The 15,160-nt window shown below is 64.0% G+C and carries 15 protein-coding genes; 8 read left to right on the top strand and 7 right to left on the bottom strand.

Annotation, left to right across the window (positions count from 1 at the left end):
• Positions 1 to 9 precede the first annotated feature (9 nt).
• Entirely contained in the window at positions 10 to 1,008 is a 999-nt protein-coding gene (locus IVB41_RS00510) for a TRAP transporter substrate-binding protein (protein WP_247288498.1), read from the bottom strand.
• Between the two features lie 378 nt (positions 1,009 to 1,386).
• Entirely contained in the window at positions 1,387 to 1,620 is a 234-nt protein-coding gene (locus tag IVB41_RS00505; protein WP_247360044.1) for a hypothetical protein, read from the bottom strand.
• A 138-nt stretch (positions 1,621 to 1,758) separates the two neighbouring features.
• On the opposite strand from IVB41_RS00505, the gene IVB41_RS00500 reads away from it, so the two are divergent.
• The 3 genes from IVB41_RS00500 (at position 1,759) to IVB41_RS00490 (ending at position 5,060) form a co-directional block, all read left to right on the top strand.
• Positions 1,759 to 2,103 carry a DUF1236 domain-containing protein gene (locus IVB41_RS00500; protein ID WP_027568825.1) on the top strand — a complete coding sequence of 115 codons (345 nt, stop codon included), beginning with the start codon at positions 1,759 to 1,761 and terminating at the stop codon, positions 2,101 to 2,103.
• 349 nt (positions 2,104 to 2,452) lie between these two features.
• The gene (locus IVB41_RS00495; RefSeq protein ID WP_247426171.1) at positions 2,453 to 3,910 is read left to right on the top strand and encodes a sensor histidine kinase; all 1,458 of its coding nucleotides are present in this window, start codon (positions 2,453 to 2,455) and stop codon (positions 3,908 to 3,910) included.
• 13 nt (positions 3,911 to 3,923) lie between these two features.
• Positions 3,924 to 5,060: a mandelate racemase/muconate lactonizing enzyme family protein gene (locus IVB41_RS00490; protein ID WP_247425819.1), complete on the top strand. Its 1,137-nt coding sequence runs from the start codon at positions 3,924 to 3,926 to the stop codon at positions 5,058 to 5,060.
• On the opposite strand, the gene IVB41_RS00485 is transcribed toward IVB41_RS00490, so the two are convergent.
• The gene (locus IVB41_RS00485; protein ID WP_247425817.1) at positions 5,057 to 5,788 is read right to left on the bottom strand and encodes a cytochrome c biogenesis CcdA family protein; all 732 of its coding nucleotides are present in this window, start codon (positions 5,786 to 5,788) and stop codon (positions 5,057 to 5,059) included. The genes IVB41_RS00490 and IVB41_RS00485 overlap by 4 nt on opposite strands.
• Before the next feature lie 206 nt (positions 5,789 to 5,994).
• The gene (locus IVB41_RS00480; RefSeq protein ID WP_007593979.1) at positions 5,995 to 6,261 is read right to left on the bottom strand and encodes a hypothetical protein; all 267 of its coding nucleotides are present in this window, start codon (positions 6,259 to 6,261) and stop codon (positions 5,995 to 5,997) included.
• Positions 6,262 to 6,766: 505 nt separating this feature from the next.
• On the opposite strand from IVB41_RS00480, the gene IVB41_RS00475 reads away from it, so the two are divergent.
• From IVB41_RS00475 to IVB41_RS00455, 5 genes are all read left to right on the top strand, one after another.
• Positions 6,767 to 7,813, top strand: a complete 1,047-nt coding sequence (locus tag IVB41_RS00475; RefSeq protein WP_247425815.1) for a LysR family transcriptional regulator — start codon at positions 6,767 to 6,769, stop codon at positions 7,811 to 7,813.
• A gap of 29 nt (positions 7,814 to 7,842) precedes the next feature.
• Positions 7,843 to 8,214 carry a helix-turn-helix domain-containing protein gene (locus IVB41_RS00470; protein ID WP_026233304.1) on the top strand — a complete coding sequence of 124 codons (372 nt, stop codon included), beginning with the start codon at positions 7,843 to 7,845 and terminating at the stop codon, positions 8,212 to 8,214.
• Between the two features lie 372 nt (positions 8,215 to 8,586).
• Entirely contained in the window at positions 8,587 to 9,936 is a 1,350-nt protein-coding gene (locus IVB41_RS00465; RefSeq protein ID WP_247425813.1) for a murein L,D-transpeptidase, read from the top strand.
• Between the two features lie 111 nt (positions 9,937 to 10,047).
• Positions 10,048 to 10,869, top strand: coding sequence for an enoyl-CoA hydratase (locus IVB41_RS00460; RefSeq protein ID WP_247425811.1), 822 nt, complete (start codon positions 10,048 to 10,050; stop codon positions 10,867 to 10,869).
• 144 nt (positions 10,870 to 11,013) lie between these two features.
• Complete coding sequence (locus tag IVB41_RS00455) at positions 11,014 to 11,298, top strand: hypothetical protein (protein WP_247425810.1); 285 nt, start codon at positions 11,014 to 11,016, stop codon at positions 11,296 to 11,298.
• A 33-nt stretch (positions 11,299 to 11,331) separates the two neighbouring features.
• On the opposite strand, the gene IVB41_RS00450 is transcribed toward IVB41_RS00455, so the two are convergent.
• From IVB41_RS00450 to IVB41_RS00440, 3 genes are all read right to left on the bottom strand, one after another.
• Positions 11,332 to 12,411: an isocitrate/isopropylmalate dehydrogenase family protein gene (locus IVB41_RS00450; RefSeq protein ID WP_247425808.1), complete on the bottom strand. Its 1,080-nt coding sequence runs from the start codon at positions 12,409 to 12,411 to the stop codon at positions 11,332 to 11,334.
• Positions 12,412 to 12,545: 134 nt separating this feature from the next.
• The gene (locus IVB41_RS00445) at positions 12,546 to 13,613 is read right to left on the bottom strand and encodes an alcohol dehydrogenase (protein ID WP_247425806.1); all 1,068 of its coding nucleotides are present in this window, start codon (positions 13,611 to 13,613) and stop codon (positions 12,546 to 12,548) included.
• Positions 13,614 to 13,773: 160 nt separating this feature from the next.
• Positions 13,774 to 14,970: a CaiB/BaiF CoA-transferase family protein gene (locus IVB41_RS00440; protein WP_247425805.1), complete on the bottom strand. Its 1,197-nt coding sequence runs from the start codon at positions 14,968 to 14,970 to the stop codon at positions 13,774 to 13,776.
• Positions 14,971 to 15,160 lie beyond the last annotated feature (190 nt).

The following is a 15,160-nucleotide window of genomic DNA, read 5'->3' as shown; positions in this document are numbered from 1 at the left end:
CGACAGTTCTCAGACGACGTTGATCTTCTCGAAAATGCCTTCCGCGCCGATTTCCTTGGCGTAGGTGGCCATCACGGGGTCGGCGAGCTTCTTCATGGCGTCCCGCTCCTCGAAGGGAACGCGCTTGAGCTTGCCGGCCTTCTCCAGCGTGTCGAGCTTGACGACCTCCTCGCTCGACTCCAGTTGTCGGCCATAGTCGCCGGCCTCCTTGCCCGCCTTCATGATCGCGTCCTGCAACTCCTTCGGCAGGGTCTTCAACGTCTTCACGGAGAAGCAGATCGGCCGGATCGACACGGCGTGCTGGGTCAGGTTGAGATGCGGGGCCACTTCGTAGAACTTCATCGCCTCGACGCCGGCCGCCTCGTTCTCGCCGGCCGATATCACGCCGTTCTGGATCGCGTTGTAGATTTCGTTATAGGCGATCACCGTCGGGCTCATGCCCACGGCCGCAAAGGTCTTCGACCAGATCGGCGCGCCCTGTACGCGCACCTTGAGGCTCTTGAGGTCGGCGAGAGTCTTGAGCGGCTTGTTGGCGAAAATGTTGCGGATGCCACCGCCGGAATAGCCGATCAGAACGACCTCGGCCTTGGCCGCGACTTCGTCGGCGATCGGCGCCAGGATATTGGCTTCGACGACCTTGTTCATGTGCTCGATGCCCTTGAACACGAAGGGCGCGTCGATGAACGGGGCCGCCTTAGCGAAGGTCGACATGTGAGCCGGCGAGACGATGCCGTAATCGACGGCTTTGCCCTGCGACATGTACTCGAAATACTGCTTTTCGAGGCCGAGCGAGGAATTCCTGTGCAGCGTGAAGTTGACGGGCTTGCCGTAGTACTTCTTCACCAGCTCTTCGAACCGGAGCAGGGCCCGGTTGAAGGCGTGGTCGTCGTTGAACTGGACCGCGCCGTTCAGCGTGATCGGCGACTGCGCCCGGATGATCGACGGCATGCCAATCGCAGCCGCCGCAGTGGTCGCGCCGAGCCCCGCGAGAAATGACCTTCGCTTCATCGTCTCCCCTCCCTTTTGATGCTCCGGCCCTGTCGCCGGGCCGTGAGCGCAGCCGGTATGCGGCTTGCGAGAGGGAAGCGTATGGAAAACGTCGGCGGGACGGAAGTCATTTCGCGTGCGCGGGAGGTCCTCTTCGTCGCAGGGCCACCCCTTTCGTGAACTGCTGCACTGCAACTTGCGCTCCTGCCGATACGTGGCAGGCCGAGGGGACGGCTTTCCACAGGCGACAGACGGCGTGCGGACCTGTGCGCTGCACGCACAGATCCGCTCGCCTTCCACTCCCGTTTAATGCAAATGGCCAATCAGATAGATGCCGCCGCCGATTACCAGCACGGCCGGCACGGCCCAGAGAATCAGAACTGGCATTTGTCATCCTCCTCAGTTCGACGTGCAGACCTTGACGGTCTTCATGCCGGTTTCAGCCTCGGTGCGCGACTTGTAGATCGTGCCTGACGGGCTGACGACTGTCATGGACGTGTCGGTCGGCTTCTTGTCGACGATCGTGCACTTCTTGGTCTTGACGTCCTGCACGACGTAGAACTCGTCGGCCGCGAACGCCGGCAGGGATATTGCGGCAAGCATCAGTGCTGCAGTTACTATTTTCAACTTCATTTGTCGTCCTCCTCCAGAGCCCGAGCCGGTCAGCCCGGTCATCTACAAACGGGAAAAAGCGGCAATTAGTTCCCTGGGCCGGGAACGCTGTCGGCGATGAGGGGTTGTTGCGGCGCATATTCAAACGAGGAGAACGAGATGAAGAAGTTGTTCCTGCTTTCCGCCGCGGCGGTCCTCATGTCGACCGGCGCTTTCGCGCAATCGACCGTCGTGACGACGACCGGGACCGGCCACGCGGCGGCGGTTCAGATCGAGCCGCAATACCGAACCAAGATCAAATCCTACGTCACCGAGCATCGCATTCGCCCGGTGACGACGAAGGAAAAGATCGTTGTCGGCGCGGCCGTGCCGAGCGATGTCGAGCTCGAGGCCGTTCCCGCAGACTGGGGTCCGTCGCTGACCAAGTATCGCTACGTCTACTCCGGCGATCGCGTGATGCTCGTCGATCCCGGCTCGCGCACGGTCGTTCAGGAAATTGATTGATCCAGGTGTAAGGGGGGCCGCCTTGAAGGCGACCTCCCTCTCTGGGAGTTGAAGTTATGAAATCGTATCGAGAGGCCCGGATCGCTGGGCTGAGCCTGGCGGCCGTCTACGCCATGTGCCTGCTGCTGACCGCAATCAGCATGAGCTGAGGCGCTGCCGCGGACTGCGCTGCAAAAATCTTGTCCCTGGGCGGCTCGTCCGGACGCGAAAAATTATGGCGCGCCGCAAATCCCGCCCCTATGGTCTCCCAAAATCATAAATCCGGCGCTCCCTTGCGCTGGAACCGGGACGCCTGCGTTTGTCAAAGCTCACTTTGCCGGTCCGGCTCGCTCTTCTGGTCACGGGAACGATGTTGCCGCTGATCGTCTTCGCGGTCGGTATTGCCGTCTACAATTACAAGCAGGACCGCAACGACGCGACCCGCCGCGTGCTGGAGAACGTGCGCAGCATGCGCCTCGTGCTGGACTCCGAGGTGCAGCGGATGACCGGCGGCCTGCAAGTGCTTGCGCTGACGAATTCGCTGCGCGACGACGACTTCCAGAATTTTCGCCGCATCGCCCTCGGCTTCGTCGATCAGTATGGCAAGGGCGGCCTGGTGCTGATCTCCGATCGCAAGGGCCGACTGCTGTTCTCCTCCGCGACGGAGGACACCGCAAGCCTGCCGCCACGCGGCCACCTGGAGATCATCGAAAAGGTGTTTACGACCAGATCGCCGCAATATTCCGACCTGTTCACCGGCGCGATCAACGGCCGGCAGGTGCTTACGGTCGAGGTTCCGGTGCTCCGCGACGGCGAAGTGATCTACGACCTCTGCTTCAGCCCGCCGGTCAGCATCTTTCAGGACCTGGTCGAAAAGCAACGGCCCGACCGGGATTGGACGGTCTCCCTGCTCGACACCAAGGCCATCGTGTTCGCGCGCACGCCGAACCCTACGGAGATCTTCGGCAAGCGGGCTACCGGCACGCTGTACGAAAGTATGTTGCGCACGCCGGAAGCCGCACTCTCGACGGTTTCGCTCGACGGTGTTGCGTTGTCCACCGTCTATACGAGGTCACGGCTGACCGGCTGGACCATCGTGGCCGGCGTCGCCGAGAGCTCGCTGATCGCTCCGCTCTGGCGCAACATCGCGATCACCAGTTTTATCGGCGGCATCCTGCTGCTGACCGGCCTGACCTTCGCGGTCAGGATGGCAACCACGATCGCGCGCGGCGAGATGCTGCACGATCTCCTGATCGACGAGCTCAACCATCGCGTCAAGAACACGCTCGCGTTGATGCAGGCGATCGCGGTGCAGACCTTCCGCAGCGCCAGCCGGGACGAGCGGGCAAAATTCGAGGGCCGGCTCGGCGCGCTGGCCGAGGCGCATAATTTGCTGAGCCAGGAGAAATGGGCGGGCTCCGAGCTGCGGGACGTGATCACCCGCGCGCTCCAGCCGTTCCTGCTGAATAATCCGGAGCGCATCCGCATGGCCGGACCCGCGGTGCCGCTGTCGCCGCGGCTCGCCGTGGTGCTGTCGATGATCGTGCACGAGATCGCCACCAACGCCGCAAAGTACGGCGCGCTGTCCAACGAGACCGGACGGGTGGCGCTGGAGTGGGAGGTCCTTGCCGAGGCGCCGAAGCCGCGGCTGCGCCTGATCTGGACCGAGAGCGGCGGACCGCCGGTGACGGCGCCGGTGCAGCGCGGCTTCGGCTCGCGCCTGATCGAGCGCAGTGCGCGCGACCAGCTCGGCGGCGAGGCCACCGTCGACTTCCTGCCCCGGGGCGTGGTCTGCACGGTGATTTGCGCGCTGGACGAGGCGCGATGAACGGAGGCCGGCAATGAAGATCACTAGGGTTCGCACGCACATTCTCGAAGCAAAGCTGTCGCAGCCCTTTGCGTATTCACGCGCTTGGTACGACACGCGCACCGCGATGCTGGTCGAGATCGAGACCGATAACGGTCTTGTCGGCTGGGGTGAATGCTACGGCCCGGCACGGATGACGGCGACGGTGGTGCAGAGTATCGCACCGTGGCTGATCGGCGAGGATCCGTCGCGCACCGACGTGCTGTGGCAGATGGTCTACGCGCGCCTGCGGGATCACGGCCAGAAGGGCGTCGTGATCCAGGGGATGAGCGGCATCGACATCGCGCTATGGGACATCAAGGGCAAGCATTTTGGCGTACCCGTGCATCAGCTTCTCGGCGGCGGCGCGCGCAAGCAGGTTGCGGCCTATGCGACCGGTCTCTACCGGCGCAAGTCAGGCGATCCGCTGAACTATCTGGCGGAGGAAGCGGCGGGTTATGCCGCCGAAGGATTCCGCGCCGTGAAGCTGAAGGTCGGTTTCGGCATCGCGGAGGATGCCGCGGTCACCCGCGCGGTGCGCGAGGCGATCGGCCCCGATGTCGCGCTGATGGTCGATGCGAACCACGCCTATGACGCGGTCGCGGCGATCCGGCTCGGCCGCCTGATCGAGCGCCATGACATCGGATGGTTCGAGGAGCCGGTGCCGCCGGAGGACATCGCGGGCTATCGCGCGGTGAAATCCGCGCTCACGATTCCGGTCGCCGGCGGCGAGTGCGAATTCACGCGCTTCGGCTTCCGCGAGCTGTTCGTCTCGCACGCGCTTGACATCGCCCAGCCCGACACCTGCGCGGCAGGTGGTTTGAGTGAATGCAAGAAGATCGCGGACATGAGCGAGGCGTTCGGCATCCGCTACAATCCGCATGTCTGGGGCACCGGCATCGCGATCGCCGCCTCGCTTCAGCTCCTCGCCGTGCTGCCGTCGCACACGCCGACCTCGCTGGCTCCGCTCGAACCGATGCTCGAGTTCGACCGCACCGAGCATCCGATCCGGCAGGCGGTCCTCAAACAACCGATCGAGCACAAGAACGGCATTGTGCAGGTGCCAAATGGTCCAGGCCTCGGTATCGACATCGACCGCGAGGCGCTGGCGCGCTTTGCGGCGGAGGCCTAACCGATCGTCTGCAACGCCGGGAACGTCTCAAGCAGCCAGATGCTCACATTCGACACCGCGCCGGTGAGGAAGCCGACGCCGGTGATCACCATCAGGACGCCCATGGCGCGCTCGACATTGGCGAGATGGCCCTTCATGCGCGCGAACAGGGTGGAAAACTGCTCGATCATCAGGGCGGCGATCAGGAAGGGAATGCCGAGGCCGGCCGAATAGACCGCGAGCAGGCCGGCGCCCTTCGTGACCGTCGCCTCGGCCGCGGCGACCGAGAGGATCGCGGCAAGGATCGGGCCGATGCAGGGCGTCCAGCCAAAGGCAAAGGCGAGCCCCATCACATAAGCACCCCAGAGGCCGACGGGCTTGGGCGCGGTCAAGCGTCCCTCGCGCATCAACAGGCCGATGCGCGTCAGGCCGAGGAAATGCAGGCCCATGACGATGATGACGATGCCGGCGAGGATCGAGAGTTCGGCCGACCAGGCGCGGATCAGCCCGCCGATCAGCGAGGCACTGGCGCCGAGCGCCACGAACACGGTGGAGAAGCCGAGCACGAACAGGAGCGCCGACATCATGATCGCGCGTTTGGAGACTGATGCGGGCTCGTTGCTTTCGACATGCTCGATCGTCGCGCCCGTCAGATAGATCAGGTAGGGCGGGACCAGCGGCAGGACGCAAGGGGAGAGGAAGCTGACGAGGCCGGCAATCAGCGCCGCCGGGATCGAAACATTTTGCATGATGCAGTCGAAGCCATCTCAGGCGCCGGCGCGGCGCGCGGGGAGTGCGCGCGGCCCGAAGCCGAACCGGCTCTGGTGTAGCCGATGCCAGCGAATGCGCAACAGAGGCGCACAAAACCAGGGCTCCTCCCGATGCCGTCTGTGATCACAGATGCGGCATCGGGACACGCACAAATCTCGCCAAAAAGCGAGACTTGGCGGCGCGGCTACTTCACCACGCGGAGCAGCGGACGCCGGGGCTGGTCCTGCGTCTGCTTGGAGGGGGGCTGCGGTTCGTTGGTCGCGGTCCGCAGCATTTCGTCGCACAGTGCCTTGAGGTCGGCACTGTCAATTCCTTTGAGTTTCATCCGCACGTCCAGGATGACAATGGACAGCAGCTCGGCCGACTCGCGGCTGTTGCTCTCGTTGAGCACCCTGCGGCACTCTTCGAGCGTTTCCAGCACCGACTGCAACTGTTCGTCTGAATGCGACACCGGCGTTCTTCCCGCTAATTCGGCCTGTGAGACGTGGTTGTGACGACCTCTTTGGCCCCCATGGAGCGTCGAGGATAACACGAGGCCGCTGCGCCCCCGAATATGATTTCAGTGTGTTGCTGCCTTGAAACCGCGGTTCCGGCGAGTATTGCTTCGCGCCGCAGGCCACCATCGACTCGCTCAGTCGCAAAACGCTCGATCTTAAAACGCCTGGCGTGCTGCAATTGATCCATCGCGGAAGGCGGCACCGGCTCTTGCGCAAGGACGTTCATTGCGGACAGCGCCGACGATCCCGCAGCCATGTCACGGCCCACAACGGAACTCACGCCACACCCCTCATACGGGCGAATGCTTGCCCGATTCCCAGCCCTTGTTCCCGCCCTGGCAGCACCCGAATACCACCTGCGGCGTAGTAAGGATGACGTTCAAAACTCGACGCTCCCCAACCCGCCGTGGTTGTGGTTTGCGCCAGATTCTGCCAGTTTAGCGACCCGAAGGGACTTGTATGCACTCCTTGGCGGAAAGGGGCGTTCCTCTGGAGGAACGCCCAAAGACAAACGTCAGCGGCCTGTCGGACTGGGATGCGGCGCGCATTTTCCTGGAAGTCGTCCGATGCGGAAGTTTCCGCTCGGCGGCTGAGCGCCTGTCACTGTCGATCAACGCCGTCCGCCGCCGGATCGATGATTTCGAACGCCAGACCGGCACCACTCTGTTCACCCGCGACGTCCACGGCACCCGCCTGACCGACGAAGGCGCGCTGGTGGTCTCCGCCGTCGAGCAAATGGAGGCGGCCGCGTTCGACGTGCTGCGCACCAGCGATTCGACGACGAACGCCCTGGCCGGCGAGGTCCGCGTCGCCATTACCGAGGGACTTGGCACATTCTGGCTCGCCCCGCGACTGGTCGAATTCCAGCAGGCGTATCCGAAGATCCTGGTCGACCTGCATTGCGCGATGCGTTCGGCCGACGTCTCTCGCCACGAGGCCGACGTCGCCATTCACCTGTCGCGGCCTGCGGCGCTCGACGTCAAGCTGGTGCGGCTCGGCCGCATGCATCTGATGTTCTGGGCCTCCGAGAAATACATTTCGAAACATGGCGCGCCGCGTTCGGCGATGGAGTTGATCAAGCACCGCCTGGTGCTGCAGTTCGCCGACCAGCTCGATGCCAAGCAAACTTTCGAGAGCTTCTTCCCCGGCGTTCCGGAGCGTGACCTTCTGGTCATGAAGACCAACGTCTCGAGCGCCAATTACTGGGCGGTCGCGAATGGCGCCGGAATCGGCGTGTTCCCGAGCTACGCCGTTGCGCTTGGCGGGAAGTTGATTCCACTGGAAGTCGAGCTGAACAGATCGCTGGATATCTGGTTGTCCTACCATCCTGGTAGCGGCCGGATTCCGCGCGTACGGCACATGATTGACTGGCTGATCGAAGCCTTCAATCCGGCGCGTTTCCCGTGGTTTAAGGAAGAGTTCGTGCACCCGCATGAATTCAAGGACGAGTATATGGGCGAACCCCTGACCCAGCTCTTCGGGGGGTTTTCAACCGAAGACCGATGAGAAAAAAGATGAAGACAGCGGCGAAGAGAATGAAGCAGCGCAGTGCCGGCAAGCCGGACATTGAGCTGGGCAAGCGAATCCGTCTGCGACGCGTCGAGATGAAGGTCTCGCAGGCCGAGCTCGGCGAGAAGCTCGGCGTCAGTTTCCAGCAGGTCCAGAAGTATGAGAAGGGCGTCAATCGCGTCGGCGCGGCCCGGCTTCAGCAGATCGCCACCGCCCTCGATGTGCCCGTGACCTTCTTCTATGACGGCGACAACAAGGCGCGCGAAGTCGAGAGCCTGCTCTTCCTGGACTCGGCATTCAGCCTCCGCCTGCTGCGCGCCTACAGCAAGATCAAGGACCAGACGGTGCAGCGTCAGCTCGTCTCGCTGATGGAATCGATCGCAGCGAACGAAGCCTGAGCCGATCGGCGTTCGCGCCTTCCGCCCGATGTTCAATCCGCCGCGTCACGGGGCGCGGCTGGATTGAACGAGACCGGGACGAGATATATCCGGCCCGCGCTTGCGCGGACTTCTCGGGGCGGCATGACCGCCCCTTTTTGTTGACCATTTTTCCCGCCGTCGCCCGCGGTTTTCGCGAACCCATTCCTGCCCTGTCGCGACCCAATCCAGAGACCGCCGTCCGACGTGCCGGGCTCGTGATGCGCCGCGCTTAAGGGAGCCGCAACCGGGAGGCGCTAGCCTCCCGCCGATTTCTCGAATCAGCACGACGAACCGGGGAATTGCCGATGCGAGCGCCCGCCCGGGCCTCGCTCTCATGGGAAGATGGGACACATGTCGAAACGCCATGCGATGATCATTGCCGTCGGCATGCTTGCGAGCGCCTCTGCGCTTGCTCAGACCGAGACGATTGGACAGGCCGGGCCCAAGCCTGCGACTGCGGCTGGCACGGTGCCGGCCACCGCCAATCCGGCCCACGCAGCCGCACCGAAAACTGCCGCGCCAGCGTCCGCTTCGACGGCAGAGAGCCGCTCGGCCGCGGCGCTCGCGCTGACGCACGAGCCGACCTATGACGAGGGCTCCGCCCAGCGCATCAAGGATGCGGCGCTGAGCTATTCCGATCTTGCCGTGCGCGGCGGCTGGCCGGCGATCCCGGCAGACGCCAAATTCGCGCCCGGCGCCCAGGGCGCCAACGACGATATCCTGCGCAAGCGGCTGATCGTCTCCGGCGATCTTGCCGCCGACAAGGCGAGCGGCGCCTTCGACCAGGATCTCGCCGACGCCGTGAAACGCTTCCAGGCCCGCCACGGCCTCGCGCCGACCGGAACGATGACGCCGCGCACGATTGCGGCGATGAACGTGCCGGTGCAGAAGCGCATCCGGCAGCTGGAGGCTTCGCTGCAGCGGCTCGAGAACATGAATTTCGGCTTCGGCCAACGCTATGTCGTGGTCAACATCCCCGCCGCCTTCGCCGAAGCGGTCGAGAACGACGTCGTGGTAAGGCGTTATCGCGTGATCGTCGGCAAGACCGAAAAGCCCTCGCCGACGCTGACGGCCCAGATCAGCAGCGTCGTCCTCAATCCGACCTGGACGGTGCCCTCCTCGATCGCCAAGACCGAGATCTCCGCGCATATGCGCAAGGATCCCAGCTATCTGTCGCGCATGCACATGGAAGTGCTCGACGCCCACGACAATCCGATCGACCCGAATTCGGTCGACTGGTCGGGCACGCATACGCCGAACTTCACCGTGCGCCAGCACAACGGCACGTTCAACGCGCTCGGCGCGGTCAAGATCGACATGCCGAATTCCTATTCGGTCTACATGCACGACACCAACCAGCGCAATCTGTTCAGCGATGATTACCGCTTCGATTCCCATGGCTGCTCGCGCGTCGACAACGTGCGCGATCTCGCCGCCTGGCTCTTGAGGGACCAGCCGAAATGGAGCCGCGCCGCGATCGACGCGGAAATCGCCAGCGGCCAGCATCTCGACGTCGCCATGGTGAAGAAGGTACCGGTGGCCTGGATCTATCTCACGGCGTGGATGACCAAGGACCAGACCGTCCAGTTCCGCAACGACGTCTATCACCAGGACGAGCAACTGCTGGAGGCGACCGCCGAAGAGGCGGCCTTCTTCAGCAACGCCGGCAGCCATCCGCTGACCGCGCACATGACGAGATAGATGGCGCCATGCAATCGCGGCACAGGTGACTGCAAAGCCACGTCCGTTGCCGCGGTTGACCCTGGCCTCGCCCCGGCCGAACATTGCGCCTCGCCAACGAAAATGAGCGTGATGTCCGACATGTCCAGCACGACCGAAATTCCCTACGCCGACGGCAAGATCCTCAAGCACACAGCCGGTGGCGTCGGCGTGATCACCTTCAACAATCCCGACAAGCGCAACGCGATGTCGCTGGAGATGTGGGAGGGATTTGGCGAGGCACTGACAGCCTTGCGCGACGACGCTGCCGTGCGCGTCGTGATCCTGCGCGGCGGCGGCGGCAAGGCCTTCGTATCGGGCGCCGACATCAGCCAGTTCGAGAAGACGCGCCATAACGCCGCCGCTTCCGAGGAATATGGCAAACGCAGCGCCGCCCAGCGCGCGCTGCTTGCCGATTATCCCAAGCCGACCATTGCCTGCATCCAGGGCTTTTGTCTTGGCGGCGGCATGCAGGTGGCGATGCTTGCCGACATCCGCATCGCCTCCCATGACAGCCAGTTCGGCATTCCCGCGGCGAAGCTCGGCATCGCCTACGGTTATGATGGCTTGAAGCACCTGGTGTCGCTGGTCGGACCGTCCTGGGCCCGACTCCTGATGTATACGGGCATGCGCATCGATGCGTCGGAAGCACTGCGCATCGGGTTGGTCGAGCGCGTGGTTCCGGAGGATCAGCTCTGGGGCGAGACCATGGGCATCGCCGAGACGATCTCGCAAAATGCGCCGCTCGCGATCAAGGCCGCCAAGCTCACCATTGCTCAGGTGCTGAAGGACGAAAGCGGGCGCGACATGGACGCGATCAGGGCGGCCGGCACGGCCTGCATGGACAGCGCGGATTTTCGCGAGGGCCGTCAGGCCTTCATGGAGAAGCGCAAGCCGCAGTTCCAGGGACGGTGATTCCGTTATTGCCACGAAGCGCAGCAACGACGGCAGGTAACGTGAACATGCATTCAGGAAGATTAAATTCCCACGCCCCTGCAACACCATAGCAACCAGCTGATTTGCTGGAAGTTCTCTCGCCATCAAACGAGGGAGATTGCGATGAAACTCAAATTAGCTGTTGTTGGTCTGGCTGCCCTGGGCGGCGCAGCGCTCATATCGGGACAGACGCTCGCAGCGATGCCGAACGGCATTCCGCAGGCCGACCGTATCGCGAGCGGCCCGGCAGCCAACGTCGATCAGGTGCGCTGGGTGTGTAACCCGTGGGGTCGCTGCTTCTGGCGTCCGAACTATTATGGCGCCTACGGCTTTTACGGCGGTCCGCGACGCTTCTACGGTCCGCGTCCGTGGGGCTGGGGCGGCCACCGCCACTGGCGTCGCTGGTGAATTGCGAGGGGCCGCGAGGCCCCTCTTCCTTGACTACAGCGCCGCGAGCACCGCCTTCGTAATGTCGGCGGTGCCGTTGCTGCCGCCGAACTCCATCGGCTTGAGGCCGCCGGCGTAGACCTTGTCCACAGCACGTTCGACTTGCTCGCCGGCCTCGGCCGCGCCCTCGACACCGTGCTTGTCGGCGAGCCAGTCCAGCATCATTGCAGCCGACAAGATCATCCCGGTGGGATTGGCCTTGCCCTGCCCCATGATGTCGGGCGCGGTGCCGTGGCACGGCTGGAATACGGCGTACTTGTCGCCGATGTCGGCCGACGGCGCCATGCCGAGGCCGCCGATCAGGCTCGCGGTGATGTCGGAGACGATGTCGCCGAACATGTTCTCCATCACCATCACGTCGAAATCCCAGGGACGCTTCACCAGCATCGCCGAGCAGGCATCGATATAGAGCCTATCGGTCTTCACCTCCGGATGACGCTTGGCGATCTCGTCGAAGATGCCGCGGAAGAACGCAAAGGCCTTGAACACGTTCGCCTTGTCGACGCAGGCCAGCGCGCCGGGCTTGCCGCGCGCCTTGCGCCGCTCGGCGAGGCGAAACGAGAACTCGAACAGGCGCTCGGACGTCTTGCGCGTGATCACCATGGTCTCGCGCGCCTCCTCATGGGTGACGACGCCCTTGCCCATCGAGGCGAACAGGCCTTCGGTGGACTCCCTGATCACGACGAGATCGATGCCGCGCTGGTCGGCGCCGACGATCGGGCTCGGCACGCCCGGAATGAGCCGCGCCGGGCGCACACCGGCATAGAGATCGAAGATGAAGCGCAGCTCGATCTGCGGCGCGATCTCGGTGTTGTCAGGATAGCGCACCGACGGCAGGCCGCAGGCGCCGAGCAGGATCGCGTCCGCATCCTCGCACAGCCTGATGGTGGTATCGGGCATCGACTTGCCGGTGGCGAGATAATGATTGGCGCCCGCCGGCGCCTCGGTGAAGCGGAAGCTCAGGCCGGATTTCGTCTCGATCTTGCGCAGGACTTCGATGGCCGGCGCCATGACTTCGGGACCGATGCCGTCACCGGCGAGCACGGCAATGTGGAAGGCGTTATTTGCGGACATGGGGGAAGCCTCGGGAAAGAGCGAGCCAAGTCGTCATTGCGAGCGAAGCGAAGCAATCCAGAACTGCATCTGTGGAGACATTCTGGATTGCTTCGTCGCTTCGCTCCTCGCAATGACGGAGGATGGAGCGGAAGTTACGGCGTCAGCACCGTGCGGCCGACCACCGCGCCCTGCTGCAACTGCACCAGCGCGTCGTTGGCCTTGGCGAGCGGCTGCCGCGTCACCGGGATCGGCGCTATGTTCTTCGCTCGCACGAGATCGAGCAGCTCCTGCGTCTCGCGCAAATTGCCGACATAGCTGCCTTGGATCGTCACCGCCTTGATCGGAATCAGCGGCAGCGCCCAGGTCGCCCCGCCGCCGAATAGGCCGACGATGACGAGCTTGCCGCCCTTGGTCAGGCAGTCGAAGCCGAGTTGCGTGGTGGCGGCGTTGCCGACCAGATCGAGCACCGCGCGGATGGGGCCACCGGCTTTCTTGGCAAGCTGCTCCAGCGCGTCGGGCGCCTTGGGATCGACGGCCGCGAGCGCGCCGGCTTGCTCCGCGGCTTCGCGTTTCTTCGCGTCGATGTCGACCATGATGGCGCCCTTGCCGCCCATCGCCTTCAGCAGCGACAGCGCCATCAGGCCAAGTCCGCCGGCACCGAACATCACGATCGGCGTGTCGAAGTGCTGCTCGAGCTTCTTCAGCGCGCTGTAGGTCGTGACGCCCGAGCAGGCGTAGGGTGCGGCCGACGCGGGATCGAGGCCTCTCAGATCGAGCAAATAGCGCGGATGCGGCACCAGCATGTGGTCGGAATAACCACCGTCGCAATAGACGCCGAGCGAGCGCGGCGTCAGGCACATGTTCTCGTCGCCGGCTAGACAGGTCGCGCATTTGCCGCAACCGATCCAGGGATAGACCAGCCCGACATCGCCGATCTTCACGTCGCCCTGATCCGACGACTTCACGTCCGGGCCGAAGGCGAGGACCTCGCCGACTGTCTCGTGTCCCATGGTCAGCGGCAAATTGATGCCGCGATCCTTCAGCGACAGCGGCTTGCGACCGTGGCCGAGATCGTAGCCGCCTTCCCAGATGTGGAGGTCGCTATGGCAGACGCCGGCGGCCTTCACCTTGATCAACACCTGCGTGCCCGACGGCTGCGGCGTCGCCTCGTCGAACTCCTGCAGCGGCGCCTTGAAATCGGCGACCTTGAAACTTTTCATTGGCGTCCTCCCGGATACTTTTCTTGTCGTCGCCACCATGGCATGGGCGGCAGGACGAGACAAACTCGGACCTGTCTAGTTGAGGCCGACGGATGATGGCAAGCCGGCCACGCGCAACGCCGCATTGCTCGCTGCACGAAGCTGTCCGTCAACCTCGCCGTCAGGTTTGCGCGGCTGTTTTGGCTAACGGAATTGGTCCACCGTCGGTGAGCCCGATCTCCGCGCGCAGTCGGTCGGTGTGCTCGCCAAGCACGGCCATCGTCTTGCCCGGTGTCGTGTCGGCACCGGTCATCCGGAACGGCAGATTGAGGACCTGGAACGAACCGCCTTCGTCCTCCACAGACGAGAGCGCCTGACGATGCGCGAGCTGCGGATCGGCCAGTGCTTCGGACACAGTGCGGTATGCCGAGGCCGGCACGCCGGCCGCACCTAGCGCGACAAGACAGACATCGGTCGAGAGCTGCCGCGACCAGACCTCGACACCGTCCATCAAGTCGGCCCAATGGTCCCGACGCGCGGCGTAGGTGGAGAAGCGCGGATCGGAGATCCATTCGGGGCGGCCGATCACGCCCATCAGTCCCTGAAACGTCTTCTCGCTGGCCACCGTGATCATGACATAACCGCTCGCCGTCTCGGTCGGCCCGAACATCGGGCGCGGCGGCGGCTTCACGGTGAACTGCGAGTTCTGCAACTCGATCAATGTCAGCGTCAGCATCGATTCCAGCATGGAGACGTCGATGTGCTGGCCGAGCCCAGTCAGGGTGCGCTGGTAGAGCGCCGACGCAATCGCGCCGAACCCGTAGGTGCCGGTGACGACGTCGGCATGGTAGATGCCGCAATAATCCGGGCGGCTGCGGCCGGGCTGGTAGGCGAGATGCGCCATGTCGTAGCCGGATGCCGCATGGATCACCGGTGCGTAGGCCGGCAGCTCGGCCGACGGGCCGCTCTGGCCGTAGCCGGAGATCGAGCAGTAGATCAGCTTCGGGTTGACGGCACGCATTCTGTCATAGTCGAGCCGCAGCCGGTGCATCACGCCGGGGCGAAAGTTCTCGACCAGGATGTCGGCCGTCGCGGCCAGCCGGCGGACCGCCTCCTTGCCCTCTTCGGACTTGAGGTCGAGCACGACGCTCTTCTTCCCGACGTTGAGCTGGCCGAACACGGTGCTGCAGCCCTTGCGCAGCGGCGGCCGGGTTCGCATCGTCTCGCCGCCGTCGGTCTCGATCTTGATGACCTCGGCGCCCATGTCGGCGAGCATCCGCGCACAATGGGGACCGGCAATGGTGGTCGAAAAATCCAGGACCCGGAGGCCGGCGAAGGCCTTTGTCGTCGTCCCATCATGCTTATCTGATAGCTGCATGCCTGCTTGCGTCCTCGGGTCAGTTAGGAACTTATCGAAGTTCTCTGTTGTTCGTGCGCCGACCCTAAAGGGCGACGGCTGAGTAGGAAAGTCTTTACCGAACGGACGCGTCTGGCGGGCGGCTTTGGGAATTCCGGGGCAACTGGACCCGTTCTTGCATAGCAGCAATCGGGCTCCGGCAGAGGGCAGC

It is taken from the genome of Bradyrhizobium sp. 44, assembly GCF_023073095.1.
GTDB lineage: Bacteria > Pseudomonadota > Alphaproteobacteria > Rhizobiales > Xanthobacteraceae > Bradyrhizobium.
The sequence above is the reverse complement of the archived record's forward strand: the minus strand, read 5'-3'. Positions and strand labels throughout refer to the sequence as shown.

Bases quoted from the DNA above. Each gene is read 5' to 3' on its own strand.
- IVB41_RS00510 (WP_247288498.1), bottom strand. From the start codon at position 1,008: ATGAAGCGAAGGTCATTTCTCGCGGGGCTCGGCGCGACCACTGCGGCG.
- IVB41_RS00505 (WP_247360044.1), bottom strand. From the start codon at position 1,620: ATGAAGTTGAAAATAGTAACTGCAGCACTGATGCTTGCCGCAATATCC.
- IVB41_RS00500 (WP_027568825.1), top strand. From the start codon at position 1,759: ATGAAGAAGTTGTTCCTGCTTTCCGCCGCGGCGGTCCTCATGTCGACC.
- IVB41_RS00495 (WP_247426171.1), top strand. From the start codon at position 2,453: ATGTTGCCGCTGATCGTCTTCGCGGTCGGTATTGCCGTCTACAATTAC.
- IVB41_RS00490 (WP_247425819.1), top strand. From the start codon at position 3,924: ATGAAGATCACTAGGGTTCGCACGCACATTCTCGAAGCAAAGCTGTCG.
- IVB41_RS00485 (WP_247425817.1), bottom strand. From the start codon at position 5,788: ATGCAAAATGTTTCGATCCCGGCGGCGCTGATTGCCGGCCTCGTCAGC.
- IVB41_RS00475 (WP_247425815.1), top strand. From the start codon at position 6,767: ATGCACTCCTTGGCGGAAAGGGGCGTTCCTCTGGAGGAACGCCCAAAG.
- IVB41_RS00470 (WP_026233304.1), top strand. From the start codon at position 7,843: ATGAAGCAGCGCAGTGCCGGCAAGCCGGACATTGAGCTGGGCAAGCGA.
- IVB41_RS00465 (WP_247425813.1), top strand. From the start codon at position 8,587: ATGTCGAAACGCCATGCGATGATCATTGCCGTCGGCATGCTTGCGAGC.
- IVB41_RS00460 (WP_247425811.1), top strand. From the start codon at position 10,048: ATGTCCGACATGTCCAGCACGACCGAAATTCCCTACGCCGACGGCAAG.
- IVB41_RS00455 (WP_247425810.1), top strand. From the start codon at position 11,014: ATGAAACTCAAATTAGCTGTTGTTGGTCTGGCTGCCCTGGGCGGCGCA.
- IVB41_RS00450 (WP_247425808.1), bottom strand. From the start codon at position 12,411: ATGTCCGCAAATAACGCCTTCCACATTGCCGTGCTCGCCGGTGACGGC.
- IVB41_RS00445 (WP_247425806.1), bottom strand. From the start codon at position 13,613: ATGAAAAGTTTCAAGGTCGCCGATTTCAAGGCGCCGCTGCAGGAGTTC.
- IVB41_RS00440 (WP_247425805.1), bottom strand. From the start codon at position 14,970: ATGCAGCTATCAGATAAGCATGATGGGACGACGACAAAGGCCTTCGCC.